This window comes from Escherichia sp. R1, assembly GCF_003000935.1.
Lineage (GTDB): Bacteria > Pseudomonadota > Gammaproteobacteria > Enterobacterales > Enterobacteriaceae > Escherichia > Escherichia coli.
Genome location: NZ_PSRU01000009.1, coordinates 66,612 through 80,680, shown reverse-complemented (window position 1 = coordinate 80,680; position 14,069 = coordinate 66,612). Strand labels below are relative to the sequence as shown.

Sequence of the window (14,069 nt, the reverse complement as noted above, 5' to 3'; positions counted from 1 at the left end):
TGATGAAAAGGATGATTGCGCTGGATGGCGCACAGGGCGAAGGCGGCGGGCAGATCCTGCGCTCGGCGCTGAGCCTGTCGATGATAACCGGCCAGCCATTTACCATCACCGGCATTCGTGCCGGGCGGGCGAAACCGGGGCTGTTGCGCCAACATCTGACCGCGGTAAAAGCGGCTGCGGAAATTTGTAGGGCAACGGTGGAAGGCGCTGAGCTGGGGTCGCAGCGTCTGGTCTTCCGACCTGGCACCGTGCGCGGCGGCGATTACCGCTTTGCTATCGGTAGCGCCGGAAGTTGTACGCTGGTGCTGCAAACGGTGCTGCCCGCGCTGTGGTTTGCCGATGGACCTTCGCGTGTTGAAGTGAGCGGCGGCACCGATAACCCGTCGGCCCCGCCTGCGGATTTTATCCGCCGGGTGCTGGAGCCGCTGCTGGCGAAAATAGGAGTTCATCAGCAAACCACGCTGTTACGTCACGGTTTTTATCCTGCCGGAGGCGGCGTGGTAGCAACGGAAGTCTCACCGGTGGCATCGTTTAATAGCTTGCAACTTGGCGAGCGCGGGAACATTGTGCAGATGCGTGGAGAGGTGCTATTAGCTGGCGTGCCGCGCCATGTCGCTGAGCGTGAAATCGCTACACTGGTGGGTAGTTTTTCCTTGCATGAACAGAATATTCATAACCTGCCGCGCGACCAGGGGCCGGGTAATACCGTCTCGCTTGAAGTCGAAAGTGAAAATATCACCGAACTCTTTTTTGTCGTCGGTGAAAAGCGCGTCAGTGCCGAAGTGGTGGCTGCGCAGTTAGTGCAAGAGGTGAAACGTTACCTGGCGAGCCCTGCGGCGGTAGGGGAGTATCTCGCTGACCAGCTGGTACTGCCAATGGCGTTAGCGGGCGCGGGAGAATTTACGGTCGCCCATCCCTCATGCCATCTGCTGACCAATATTGCGGTGGTGGAGCGTTTCTTGCCAGTGCGGTTTAGTCTGGTGGAGGCGGATGGCGTAACGCGGGTGAGCATTGAATGATATAAAGATGTAAGCCGGATCCGACGTATTATCCGGCTAAACTCACACTCCATATCCCATCATCTTCAGCAGTTTCTGCGCGTGTTGTACCGCGGCCTGACGGTGGGCGACACCGAGTTTTTGGTACAGATTGCGGATATGCGTTTTGATGGTGGTTGCCGCTACTTCCAGCTCGCCTGCAATTTGCTCATTGCTGTAACCGGAGTAAATCAGCCCCAGGACCTGCCATTCACGTTGGGTCAACGGGCTGGTGCGGATCAGCTCTGGCACTTCCGGATGATTTAGCAGACGTTCAACGAAATTCTCATCGAAATGGGCGAATTTATGCCGATGATGTTGATTGATTTCTCGCAGAATACGCTGTGCGCGATGCTGTTCCAGCTCCGGCAGCGTATTGAGTTGAATAAGCTGGCGCAGTTGTTGCGCCATCGCTTCGCCTTCGATGACAAAATGACTGATAAATCCGGTGCGATTCGCCAGTTTTAATGCGTCCAGCAACACACGCTGGGCGTCACTTTTACGTCCGGCCTGCCAGTACAGTTGATTAAGCAGCAACAGGTTACGGTTGAGATCGCTCATCAACCGCAGACTGCGGGCATTTTCATTGAGTTCTTCGAGGACAATTTCCGCAGATTCAAACTCGCCCAGCAAGATTTGTGCACGGGCAATGTTGCGCCATTGACCTTGCAGGAAGTGGTTGTTCGCAAACTCCGGTTTAGCCGTATGACGCAACCAGTTGGCAGCGGCGGCTTTATCGCTGGTCATTTGCCAGTAAATCACCCGGACTTTGTTGGCGTTAGAGATCCAGTCGCTGTGATATTTGCCATTCCCCAGCAGGTTTTCCAGACGGTTCAGCTGGCTACGGGCGTTATCTAAATCACCACGGGCCAGCGAGCATTGAATCAACATTGCCAGGCACTGAAGCTGTTGCTGTGGCTGATAAGACGACAAGACTTCAATCCCGCTGCGCGCCGACGCTTCAGCTTCATCCAGCCGTGCCCAGGCCCATAACAGCTGCGCACGGATGCGTACCAGAAACTCATGCATTGGCAGCTGTTCCAGATGCTGCTCGTTGATCAGCTGGAACGCTTTTTCCTGCGTTTCCCACGCGGTTTGCAGGAACCCTTGGGCAAACAGAATTTCACTTTGCTGGATTAAACTCCACAAAGCGTAGTGCCAGACATCGTGCTGGCGTGCCATCTGTTCGGTTTGCTGCATTAACGCCAGTGAGCGGGTCAATTCGCCTTTGCAGTGCAACACTTCACCCAGCACCGAGGTTGCCACAATGCGGCTATAGAACCAGCCCGGCGGCAGCTCTTCCAGTGCCAGTTTTGCCAGCCGTTCCGCTTCATCCGGGTTACCATCGTTAATCGCCACCTGGGCGCGCAGAGCGTTAAATTCTGCGTGCATGGTGCCTTCTCTGATGTCCTTGATTTCATGTTCAGCGCGGGCCAGCAGGGTGTTAACTTCGCCGTAGCGATGCTGGCTTTGCATCAGCCACGCCTGCAATAACACCAACTGCGGATTTTCCAGCAAACTGTCCCACGGCAGGGCCTTAAGTGACTCTTCCAGCAGCGACAGTTCGCTATGGTTGAACAAACTCCAGGCGTGATTAAGCAGAATATCGCGCAGCATCAGCGCATCGCCTGCCGCCAGCGCATGATGAATCGCTTCGCTGGGAAATCCCTGGGCCATCCAGCTTTCTGCGGCGGCACGGTGGATTTCCGGCAGCTCCGCCGCCAGTTCCCACTGGCAGCGCTGGCGCAGGAAGTTACCAAACAGTGGGTGATAGCAAAACCACTCGCCGGTATCATCCATCCGCTGTAAAAACAGCCCCTGACGCTCAATCTCTTCGAGGCGCATTTGCCCGTTTTCTTCGCCGGTCACACGGGTGATGAGTGCATCGTTCATTGAGCGCAAAATGGCGCTTTTCAACAGAAAATGGCGCGTTGCGAGATCGACGTTATCCAAAACCTCATCGACCAGATAATCCGAAAGATGGCTGGCATTGATTCCCGCCAGGCGGCGTGCCGACTTATGGGCTGAGTGAGTATTCTGCCGGGCGGAGAGGGCGATTAGCTGCAGTGCCGTCGCCCAACCGGAAACATCATCACAAATCCGACTGCTTTCTGCAGCTTCAATCGGCGATGACAGACGGCAATCAAAAAACTGCTTCGCTTCCTGATGGGTAAATGCCAGTTGCTGACTGCCAATTTCCAGCAGCTGGTCACGAACACGCAGATTGGCAATGCCCAGTTGCGGAAGGTTGCGTGACAACACCACAAGGGTGAGATTTTCTGGTTGATGGCGAATAAAGAAGCGCATTGACTCGTGGATCACTGGATTAGTGATCAGATGATAGTCATCGATGACCAGATAAAGTGGGCTATGCCATTCCGCCAGCTCAATGAAAAGCTGGGCGAAGAGTGACGTCAGGCTGGCATATTGCCGTTTTTGCGCCATCGTCTCACATATCGCGCAGTGACCGTTGGTTGCCTGTTGCACGGCGGCAATGAGATAGCTGGCGAAACGCTCTTGCTGGTTATCACCTTCATCCAGCGAGTACCAGCCGATATCGTTTTTGCCTGCCGCCCACTGGGAAATGAGCGTGGTCTTTCCGTAGCCCGCAGGACTTGTGATCAGCGCCAGCCGGAAATTGTTCGCGCCGGAAAGTTTAGCCAGCAGGCGCTCACGAACCACGGTATGGTCGAGTCGAACCGGACGACTTAATTTTGACGGAATCAGCATAGTTAATCACTTCACTGTGGAAAATGAGGAAATATTATTTTTTTTGCGCTTCGTAATTAATGGTTATAAGGTCGGCCAGAAACCTTTCTAATGCAAGCGATGACGTTTTTTTATGTGTCTGAATTTGCACTGTGTCACAATTCCAAATGTTTATTAACAACTCACCTAAAACGACGCTGATCCAGCGTGAATACTGGGTTGTACGGTATTTTCCTTATGTTCATCAGTTTCATTTAAGTAAGGGTTTCTTCTTCATTTCTGATGAAAGTGCCATCTAAAAAGATGATCTTAATAAATCTATTAAGAATGAGATGGAGCACATTTGATATTTTACTTGTGAAACTGTTTCACTCCTTTACTTAATTTATAGAGTTACCTTCCGCTTTTTGAAAATACGCAACGGCCATTTTTTGCACTTAGATACAGATTTTCTGCGCGGTATGGCATTGATTTGCTGCTAATCCTGTGGTTTGCACTAGCTTTAAGTGGTCGAGATCACATTTCCTTGCTCATCCCCGCAACTCCTCCCTGCCTAATCCCCCGCAGGATGAGGAAGGTCAACATCGAGCCTGGCAAACTAGCGATAACGTTGTGTTGAAAATCTAAGAAAAGTGGAACTCCTATGTCACAACCTATTTTTAACGATAAGCAATTTCAGGAAGCGCTTTCACGTCAGTGGCAGCGTTATGGCTTAAATTCTGCGGCTGAAATGACTCCTCGCCAGTGGTGGCTGGCAGTGAGCGAAGCACTGGCCGAAATGCTGCGTGCTCAGCCATTCGCCAAGCCAGTGGCGAATCAGCGACATGTTAACTACATCTCAATGGAGTTTTTAATTGGTCGCCTGACGGGCAACAACCTGTTGAATCTCGGCTGGTATCAGGATGTACAGGATTCGTTGAAGGCTTATGACATCAACCTGACTGACCTGTTGGAAGAAGAGATCGACCCGGCGCTGGGGAACGGTGGTCTGGGACGTCTGGCGGCGTGCTTCCTCGACTCAATGGCAACTGTCGGTCAGTCTGCGACGGGTTACGGTCTGAACTATCAATATGGTTTGTTCCGCCAGTCTTTTGTCGATGGCAAACAGGTTGAAGCGCCGGATGACTGGCATCGCGGTAATTACCCGTGGTTCCGCCACAACGAAGCACTGGATGTGCAGGTAGGGATTGGCGGTAAAGTGACGAAAGACGGACGCTGGGAGCCGGAGTTTACCATTACCGGTCAAGCGTGGGATCTCCCCGTTGTCGGCTATCGTAATGGCGTGGCGCAGCCGCTGCGTCTGTGGCAGGCGACGCATGCGCATCCGTTTGATCTGACTAAATTTAACGATGGTGATTTCCTGCGTGCCGAACAGCAGGGCATCAACGCGGAAAAACTGACCAAAGTTCTCTATCCAAACGATAACCATACTGCCGGTAAAAAGCTGCGCCTGATGCAGCAATACTTCCAGTGTGCCTGTTCGGTAGCGGATATTTTGCGTCGCCATCATCTGGCGGGGCGTAAACTGCACGAACTGGCGGATTATGAAGTTATTCAGCTGAACGATACCCACCCAACTATCGCGATTCCAGAACTGCTGCGCGTGCTGATCGATGAGCACCAGATGAGCTGGGATGACGCCTGGGCCATCACCAGTAAAACTTTTGCTTACACCAACCATACCCTGATGCCAGAAGCGCTGGAACGCTGGGATGTGAAACTGGTGAAAGGCTTACTGCCGCGCCACATGCAGATTATTAACGAAATTAATACACGCTTTAAAACGCTGGTGGAAAAAACCTGGCCGGGCGATGAAAAAGTGTGGGCCAAACTGGCGGTGGTGCACGACAAACAAGTGCATATGGCGAACCTGTGTGTGGTTGGCGGTTTCGCTGTGAACGGTGTTGCGGCGCTGCACTCGGATCTGGTGGTGAAAGATCTGTTCCCGGAATATCACCAGCTATGGCCGAACAAATTCCATAATGTCACTAACGGTATTACCCCACGTCGCTGGATCAAACAGTGCAACCCGGCACTGGCGGCTCTGTTGGATAAATCACTGAAAAAAGAGTGGGCTAACGATCTCGATCAACTGATCAATCTGGAAAAATTCGCTGATGATGCGAAATTCCGTCAGCAATATCGCGAGATCAAGCAGGCGAATAAAGTCCGTCTGGCAGAGTTTGTGAAAGTTCGTACCGGTATTGAGATCAATCCACAGGCGATTTTCGATATTCAGATCAAACGTCTGCATGAGTACAAACGCCAGCATCTGAATCTGCTGCATATTCTGGCGTTGTACAAAGAAATTCGTGAAAACCCGCAGTCTGACCGCGTACCGCGCGTCTTCCTCTTCGGCGCGAAAGCAGCACCGGGCTACTACCTGGCGAAAAATATTATCTTTGCGATCAACAAAGTGGCTGACGTGATCAACAACGATCCGCTGGTTGGCGACAAGTTGAAGGTGGTGTTCTTGCCGGATTATTGTGTTTCGGCGGCGGAAAAACTGATCCCGGCGGCGGATATCTCCGAACAAATTTCGACTGCAGGTAAAGAAGCTTCCGGTACCGGCAATATGAAACTGGCGCTCAATGGTGCGCTTACTGTCGGTACGCTGGATGGTGCGAACGTTGAAATCGCTGAGAAAGTCGGTGAAGAAAATATCTTTATTTTTGGTCATACCGTGGAACAAGTGAAGGCAATTCTGGCCAAAGGCTACGACCCGGTGAAATGGCGGAAGAAAGATAAGGTGCTGGACGCAGTATTGAAAGAGCTGGAAAGCGGTAAATACAGCGACGGCGATAAGCATGCCTTCGACCAGATGCTGCACAGTATCGGCAAACAGGGCGGCGATCCGTATCTGGTGATGGCAGATTTCGCCGCTTATGTAGAGGCACAAAAGCAGGTGGATGTGCTGTACCGCGACCAGGAGGCCTGGACTCGCGCGGCGATCCTCAATACCGCCCGCTGCGGTATGTTTAGCTCGGATCGCTCTATTCGCGATTATCAGGCTCGTATCTGGCAGGCAAAACGCTAAGGAAGCTCGATGGAAAGCAAACGTCTGGATAATGCCGCGCTGGCGGCGGGGATCAGCCCCAATTACATCAATGCCCACGGTAAACCGCAGTCGATTAGCGCCGAAACCAAACGGCGTTTGCTTGACGCGATGCATCAACGTACCGCCACGAAAGTGGCGGTAACGCCAGTCCCGAATGTCATGGTTTATACCAGCGGCAAAAAAATGCCGATGGTGGTGGAGGGCAGCGGCGAATATAGCTGGCTGCTGACCACCGAAGAAGGAAAGCAGTACAAAGGCCATGTGACGGGGGGCAAAGCGTTCAATCTACCGACGAAGCTGCCGGAAGGTTATCACACGCTGACGCTTACCCAGGACGACCAGCGCGCGCATTGCCGGGTGATTGTCGCCCCGAAACGCTGTTACGAACCGCAGGCGTTGCTGAATAAACAAAAGCTGTGGGGTGCCTGCGTTCAGCTTTATACGCTGCGATCGGAAAAAAACTGGGGTATTGGGGATTTTGGCGATCTCAAAGCGATGCTGGTGGATGTGGCAAAACGTGGCGGGTCGTTTATTGGTCTGAACCCGATTCATGCGCTCTATCTGGCAAATCCGGAAAGTGCCAGCCCGTACAGCCCGTCTTCTCGCCGTTGGCTGAATGTGATTTATATCGACGTTAACGCAGTTGAAGATTTCCATCTTAGCGAAGAGGCTCAGGCCTGGTGGCAGTTGCCGACCACGCAACAGACGCTGCAACAGGCGCGGGATGCCGACTGGGTTGATTACTCCACGGTTACCGCCCTAAAAATGACAGCATTACGAATGGCGTGGAAAGGTTTCGCGCAACGTGATGATGAGCAGATGACCGCGTTTCGCCAGTTTGTTGCAGAGCAGGGCGACAGCCTGTTCTGGCAGGCAGCCTTTGATGCGCTACATGCCCAGCAAGTGAAAGAGGACGAAATGCGCTGGGGCTGGCCAGCATGGTCAGAGATGTATCAGAACGTGGATTCACCAGAAGTGCGCCAGTTCTGCGAAGAACATCGTGATGACGTCGATTTTTATCTCTGGTTGCAGTGGCTGGCTTACAGCCAGTTTGCCGCCTGCTGGGAGATAAGCCAGGGCTATGAAATGCCGATTGGCTTGTATCGTGATCTGGCCGTTGGTGTAGCAGAAGGTGGGGCAGAAACCTGGTGCGACCGTGAACTGTATTGCCTGAAAGCGTCGGTTGGCGCGCCGCCGGATATCCTCGGCCCGTTGGGGCAGAACTGGGGATTGCCGCCAATGGACCCGCATATCATCACCGCGCGTGCCTATGAACCGTTTATCGAGCTGTTGCGTGCCAATATGCAAAACTGCGGCGCATTACGAATTGATCACGTGATGTCGATGCTGCGTTTGTGGTGGATACCGTATGGCGAGACGGCAGATCAGGGCGCGTATGTTCACTATCCGGTGGATGATCTGCTCTCGATTCTGGCACTCGAAAGTAAACGTCATCGCTGTATGGTGATTGGTGAAGATCTCGGTACCGTACCGGTAGAGATTGTCGGTAAGCTGCGCAGCAGCGGTGTGTACTCCTACAAAGTGCTCTATTTCGAAAACGACCACGAGAAGACATTCCGCGCACCGAAAGCGTACCCAGAGCAGTCGATGGCGGTTGCGGCGACACACGACCTGCCTACGCTACGCGGCTACTGGGAGAGTGGGGATTTAACGCTGGGCAAAACGCTGGGGCTGTATCCGGATGAAGTGGTACTGCGCGGTCTGTATCAGGATCGCGAACTGGCGAAGCAAGGGCTGCTGGATGCTCTGCATAAATATGGTTGCCTGCCAAAACGTGCCGGGCATAAGGCATCGTTGATGTCGATGACACCGACGCTGAATCGTGGCTTACAGCGCTACATCGCCGATAGCAACAGCGCCCTGTTAGGGCTCCAGCCGGAAGACTGGCTGGATATGGCAGATCCGGTAAATATTCCCGGCACCAGTTACCAGTATAAAAACTGGCGACGTAAACTTTCCGCAACGCTTGAGTCGATGTTTGCCGATGATGGTGTGAACAAATTGCTGAAGGATTTGGACAGACGGCGCAGAGCGGCAGCGAAGAAGAAGTAGAGTGCGGTTGATGCCGGATGCGACGCTTGACGCGTCTTATCCGGCCTACTAATTAATGCCGAATCGTAGGCCGGATAAGGCGTTCACGCCGCATCCGGCCATCAGTATTATCAAATCACCATATTCAGCAGCAGACAGCCTACCAGACCGCACACCGAGATAATGGTTTCCAGCATCGACCAGGATTTGATGGTCTCGCCGATAGTCAGGTTAAAGTACTCTTTGAACAGCCAGAAGCCCGGATCGTTCACGTGAGAGAAAATCACACTACCGGAACCAACCGCAATAACCATCAGCTCCGGGCTAACACCCGTCGTTGCAATCAGCGGTGCCGCGATACCACCCGCAGTGATTGCCGCGACGGTTGCGGAACCCAGCGCGATACGCAGTACGGCAGCAATCGACCAGGCCATCAGCAGCGGAGAAATGTTGGTTTCGTGCATCATGGAAGCAATGTATTTGTCCACGCCGCTGTCTACCAGCACCTGCTTGAACGCACCGCCACCACCGATAATCAACAGCATCATCGCAATGATTTTGATGGAAGAAACCAGCGTGTCGTTAATCTGATCCATTGAACGACCACGGTTCAGACCAAAGGTGAACATCGCGATCAGCACGGCAATCAGCGTAGCCATTACCGGGTCACCGAGGAACTCCGCTACCGGCAGGAAAGCGTGACCTTTCGGCAGGATCATTTCGGCAATCGCACGCATCGCCATCAGAACCACCGGCACCAGAGAGGTCCAGACGCTGACGCCAAAGCTCGGCATCTCTTCTTCGCTGAAGGTTTTCGCGCTGTACAGACCTTCCGGGATCGGCTTATCGATACCTTTCAACACGCGAGCGTAAACCGGACCGGCGAGAATCACGGTCGGGATTGCCAGAATAGTACCGTACAGCAGAGTTTTACCCATATCGGCATTGAAAATGGTGGCAATCGCAGTCGGACCCGGATGCGGTGGCAGGAAGCCGTGGGTCACAGACAGTGCAGCCGCCATTGGTACACCAACATACAGCAGTGGAATATTCGCGGAAGCCGCGATGGTAAACACCAGCGGCAGCATCAGCACGAAACCCACTTCATAGAACAGGGCAAAACCAACGGTAAAACCGGTCAGTACCACCGCCCACTGGATGTGTTTTTTACCAAATTTGGCAATCAGCGTGGTAGCGATACGTTGTGCACCACCGCAGTCTGCCAGCATTTTGCCCAGCATCGCACCAAAACCCATGATCAGGGCAAGGCTACCGAGCGTTCCGCCGACACCGGCTTTGATGGAGCCAATAACTTTATCCAGCGGCATCCCTTGCATTAATCCAACAGCAAGCGCCACGAGGACGAGAGCGATGAAGCCGTTCATTTTGAAGCGGATCATCAGGAGTAATAACAAGATTACACCGATAGCAACAATGACTAATGGCATGATTTACCTGGCCTTTAATTTGTTATGGGTAACGTCAGGTTTCTGACGGAAAATCCTGGTTGTCCCAACTGGGAACAGAGATGTTACGGCACCACGGCTGATGACCCCTAAAACGAGTTAGTGTAGTCAGATGTTATGAGTGTGTTTGGTGCCCATGGGAATGATACGGGTAACATTACGTGCTTGAGAATCACCAGAGCGGGGTAAATTTAAATTATGAGAGGTTGGTCATATTATCGTGGGGAAACGAAGAGATTGGATTTGCTGAGGTAATTCTGCGCTAATGTCAGACTCTCGTGCAACGTACAGGCCCGATAAGACGCTTTAGCGTCACATCGGGCAATCGACAAAAGAGGAGAGAACTTAGTAGTAAGAGTGCTCGCCGCGTTGGTGTTCGGTGAGATCGCGTACACCTTTCAGCTCCGGGAATTCGTTCAGCAACTGCTTTTCGATCCCTTCTTTCAGGGTGACGTCGACCATGGAACAACCGTTACAGCCACCGCCAAATTGCAAAATGGCGTAACCGTCTTCGGTGATTTCCATCAGCGAAACGCGACCACCGTGACCAGCAAGCTGTGGGTTGATCTGTGATTGCAGCATATACTCCACGCGCTCCATCAGCGGCGCATCGTCAGCCACTTTACGCATTTTGGCGTTAGGCGCTTTCAGCGTCAGCTGCGAACCCAACTGGTCGGTAACAAAATCGATCTCTGCATCTTCCAGGTAAGGAGCGCTTAACTCATCAACATACGCGGTCAGCAGGTCAAATTTCAGGGCAGTGTCGGTGGCTTCCACAGCGTCCGGCGGACAATAAGAAACGCCACATTCAGCGTTAGGCGTGCCAGGGTTAATCACAAATACGCGGATTTGTGTCCCTTCTTCCTGGTTTGCCAGCAGTTTGGCAAAGTGCGCTTGTGCAGCATCGGAAATACGGATCATAGTAATGGCCTAATAGTTGACTATTTTAGTTGGTTATAATACGCCCATCATCGAGGCTCTACAAGGTTCGACAAAGGCACCAGACCTGGACAGTCGCCGCACCATTGCGTAAAAGCAACTGCGCAATCTCTGCGACGGTACTTCCGGTGGTAACGACATCATCCACAATCACCATATGGCGACCTTGCACAGGCAATTCAAGGCGAAAGGCATTTTTCAGGTTGTGTTTGCGTAGCCGGGCGTTAAGAAAATGCTGGGTCGCGGTGGCCCGTGTTCGTGTGACGGCTTCGCTATCCCATTGGCAGTGTAGCCAGCGTGATAACGGCTGACACAGCAAATCGCTCTGATTAAATCCCCGACGCCAGTGACGGCGCTGCCATAACGGAACGCTGATGATGCGATCAGGCAGTTGCAAGCCGGTGGTGCGACGAGCGTGTAAGACTTCCAATAGTAACAGACGTGACAGGGCGCTGGCGATTTCACTGCGCCGGGAAAACTTAAGCTGGTGAATGAGCGGACTTAATGGCGGCGCATAGTCGGCGACCGTGACCAGTCTTTGCCAGGGCAGCGGTTTTTGCAGGCAGCGACCGCAGGGAAGATGAGAGTGTGTGGCGGGTAATCCACATTGTGGGCATAACGTTTTATCTGTACGGGCGGCGCGAGAGCAGACCGAACAAATCCCCCAATGACCTAACGCCAGTGGCATTCGGCATAGCCAGCATAATCCCGGTACTGTTAGCATATGTTCATCCTTGTAAGTAAAAAGAGAACAATAGCGGATGAATAACATCTGGTGGCAGACCAAAGGTCAGGGGAATGTTCATCTTGTGCTGCTGCACGGATGGGGACTGAATGCCGAAGTGTGGCGTTGCATTGACGAGGAACTTAGCTCGCATTTTACGCTGCACCTTGTTGACCTGCCCGGCTTCGGGCGTAGCCGGGGATTTGGTGCGCTATCACTTGCTGATATGGCCGAAGTCGTGCTGCGACAGGCACCAGATAAAGCCATTTGGTTAGGCTGGAGTCTGGGCGGGCTGGTGGCAAGCCAGATTGCGTTAACCCATCCCGAGCGTGTTCAGGCGCTGGTCACCGTGGCGTCGTCGCCTTGTTTTAGTGCTCGTGACGAGTGGCCGGGGATAAAACCGGACGTGCTGGCGGGATTTCAGCAGCAGCTGAGTGATGATTTTCAGCGTACAGTGGAGCGGTTCCTGGCGTTACAAACCATGGGTACTGAAACGGCGCGCCAGGATGCGCGGGCGTTGAAGAAAACCGTACTGGCGTTACCGATGCCGGAGGTGGACGTGCTCAATGGTGGGCTGGAAATCCTCAAAACGGTCGATCTCCGTCTGCCGCTGCAAAACGTGTCCATGCCGTTTTTGCGATTGTATGGCTATCTTGATGGTCTGGTGCCGCGCAAAGTAGTGCCGATGCTGGATAAACTCTGGCCGCACAGCGAGTCGTACATTTTCGCCAAAGCGGCCCATGCGCCGTTTATTTCGCATCCGGTCGAGTTTCATCACCTGCTGGTGGCGTTGAAGCAGAGGGTGTAGACAGCTTTTGAAATGGCGAGACAGAACTTTACTGACTCGCCGCAGCCAACTCTTCTTCTGACACCCCGGTAAAACGCATGATGTCCGCAAGAGGGACTCCGGATTACAGCATTCTTTTGGCGATATCCAGGGCTTCCAGGCGTCGACCCAATAAATAACCAATCAGGTAAATAATAAGATATTCTCTTTCTGCATCTGTCATTAAAACCATCCTTTACGTTATTGATGATTTATTTCAGCAAGGTCTTCAACCGTCAGGCTGGTAAATCGCAGAACGTCCTCAAGAGAAACTCCGGCGTCCAGCATGGTTTTGGCAATATTTAGGGCGTTGGTACGTATACCTTTCTGAAACCCTTCCTGCCGCAATCTTTCCGCAATAGTCATTAAGTTCTCCTTGTGTTTCGGTGAATGTTCGGCAACGCCGTCGATAAAATCGTTAAAACGTACCGCATCGCCGGTTTGCAAGATGTAATTAAACAGCCCTTTGATTTGTCTGTCATTAGCGTATCCACTACTTAATAAGCAGGCCATTTGCTCTACCAGCCCCATCAGGTCGCGTTGACGAATATGTTTTTGAATTAACTCCAGCAGTGCCATACGTCGGTGCTGCATGATTTCATCATCAGGCATGACGGTGACATCAATCAGCGGAAATGCAGAGGCATAAAGCTGCCTTGCCAGGTTGGGATCGGCGAAACAATCAAGCCAACACAGCGAATAGGGATAGGGGCTTTCAATACCGTGGTAAAACAACAATGGCACCACCATCGGCAAGGTTTTGTATCCGGCATCCAGGTGATTTTGCATTGCGGCAATGGCGTAGCGCATCATGCGAAATGCGATCAGTTTGTTTGAGGTGCTTTGATGTTCAATCAGACAATAGATGTATCCTGGTCCTTGTTCCGTTTTCACCGACCACAGCACGTCGGAATAGCTTTCACGCAGATCGTCATCAATAAAGCTGCTCGACTCCAGCTTGAGGGTTTTCATATCACAGAGCGCGTGAATGGGTGCCGGTAAATGAAACGCAAGAAAATCGCGTGCCGTCTCCGGTTGGCGTAAAAAGAGTTTGAACAGCGCATCGTGTGGGGTGGAACTCTGCTTTTTGCTCATGGCGTTCCTTCACCTGTTGTTTGAATGCCGCGACTCTACGCGCCACTCCACACCTGTGCATTAGCGAGTTTTCATCCCTGCGAGACGCTTTCAGAGGAATTTACGTCGCGCTGCAAGGGTTGCATTTTTATGGAAAGCCGCACGCAAAAAAGCCCGGATGCAA

9 protein-coding genes are annotated in these 14,069 nt (G+C 52.6%); 4 read left to right on the top strand and 5 right to left on the bottom strand.

Translation table 11 applies throughout. The features are described 5' to 3' along the window. The first annotated feature begins 2 nt into the window (after positions 1–2). Positions 3–1,019, top strand: a complete 1,017-nt coding sequence (rtcA, locus tag C4F37_RS12775) for an RNA 3'-terminal phosphate cyclase (RefSeq protein WP_001539949.1) — start codon at positions 3–5, stop codon at positions 1,017–1,019. 42 nt (positions 1,020–1,061) lie between these two features. Here rtcA and malT read toward each other — a convergent pair whose 3' ends face one another. Further along, positions 1,062–3,767: an HTH-type transcriptional regulator MalT gene (malT, locus tag C4F37_RS12770; protein WP_000906973.1), complete on the bottom strand. Its 2,706-nt coding sequence runs from the start codon at positions 3,765–3,767 to the stop codon at positions 1,062–1,064. 622 nt (positions 3,768–4,389) lie between these two features. Between malT and malP the strand changes: the two genes are divergently transcribed. Together malP and malQ are read left to right on the top strand one after the other, a co-directional pair. Continuing rightward, positions 4,390–6,783 carry a maltodextrin phosphorylase gene (gene malP, locus C4F37_RS12765; protein WP_000081882.1) on the top strand — a complete coding sequence of 798 codons (2,394 nt, stop codon included), beginning with the start codon at positions 4,390–4,392 and terminating at the stop codon, positions 6,781–6,783. Between the two features lie 9 nt (positions 6,784–6,792). Next, entirely contained in the window at positions 6,793–8,877 is a 2,085-nt protein-coding gene (gene malQ, locus C4F37_RS12760; RefSeq protein WP_001539945.1) for a 4-alpha-glucanotransferase, read from the top strand. Between the two features lie 110 nt (positions 8,878–8,987). Here malQ and gntT read toward each other — a convergent pair whose 3' ends face one another. The 3 genes from gntT to gntX all read right to left on the bottom strand — a co-directional run bounded on the left by gntT (position 8,988) and on the right by gntX (position 11,985). Continuing rightward, on the bottom strand, positions 8,988–10,304 hold the full coding sequence (gene gntT / locus C4F37_RS12755; RefSeq protein ID WP_001131758.1) for a gluconate transporter: 1,317 nt from the start codon (positions 10,302–10,304) through the stop codon (positions 8,988–8,990). 363 nt (positions 10,305–10,667) lie between these two features. After that, positions 10,668–11,243, bottom strand: coding sequence for a Fe-S biogenesis protein NfuA (gene nfuA, locus C4F37_RS12750; RefSeq protein WP_000619389.1), 576 nt, complete (start codon positions 11,241–11,243; stop codon positions 10,668–10,670). A 58-nt stretch (positions 11,244–11,301) separates the two neighbouring features. Continuing rightward, entirely contained in the window at positions 11,302–11,985 is a 684-nt protein-coding gene (gene gntX / locus C4F37_RS12745) for a DNA utilization protein GntX (protein WP_001350442.1), read from the bottom strand. A 37-nt stretch (positions 11,986–12,022) separates the two neighbouring features. Between gntX and bioH the strand changes: the two genes are divergently transcribed. Then, positions 12,023–12,793 carry a pimeloyl-ACP methyl ester esterase BioH gene (gene bioH / locus C4F37_RS12740; RefSeq protein ID WP_001539943.1) on the top strand — a complete coding sequence of 257 codons (771 nt, stop codon included), beginning with the start codon at positions 12,023–12,025 and terminating at the stop codon, positions 12,791–12,793. A 219-nt stretch (positions 12,794–13,012) separates the two neighbouring features. Here bioH and rpnA read toward each other — a convergent pair whose 3' ends face one another. Beyond that, complete coding sequence (gene rpnA, locus C4F37_RS12735; protein ID WP_000039098.1) at positions 13,013–13,906, bottom strand: recombination-promoting nuclease RpnA; 894 nt, start codon at positions 13,904–13,906, stop codon at positions 13,013–13,015. Positions 13,907–14,069 lie beyond the last annotated feature (163 nt).

Coding starts and splice junctions, on each gene's coding strand:
- rtcA (WP_001539949.1), top strand. CDS start 3: ATGAAAAGGATGATTGCGCTGGATGGCGCACAGGGCGAAGGCGGCGGG.
- malT (WP_000906973.1), bottom strand. CDS start 3,767: ATGCTGATTCCGTCAAAATTAAGTCGTCCGGTTCGACTCGACCATACC.
- malP (WP_000081882.1), top strand. CDS start 4,390: ATGTCACAACCTATTTTTAACGATAAGCAATTTCAGGAAGCGCTTTCA.
- malQ (WP_001539945.1), top strand. CDS start 6,793: ATGGAAAGCAAACGTCTGGATAATGCCGCGCTGGCGGCGGGGATCAGC.
- gntT (WP_001131758.1), bottom strand. CDS start 10,304: ATGCCATTAGTCATTGTTGCTATCGGTGTAATCTTGTTATTACTCCTG.
- nfuA (WP_000619389.1), bottom strand. CDS start 11,243: ATGATCCGTATTTCCGATGCTGCACAAGCGCACTTTGCCAAACTGCTG.
- gntX (WP_001350442.1), bottom strand. CDS start 11,985: ATGCTAACAGTACCGGGATTATGCTGGCTATGCCGAATGCCACTGGCG.
- bioH (WP_001539943.1), top strand. CDS start 12,023: ATGAATAACATCTGGTGGCAGACCAAAGGTCAGGGGAATGTTCATCTT.
- rpnA (WP_000039098.1), bottom strand. CDS start 13,906: ATGAGCAAAAAGCAGAGTTCCACCCCACACGATGCGCTGTTCAAACTC.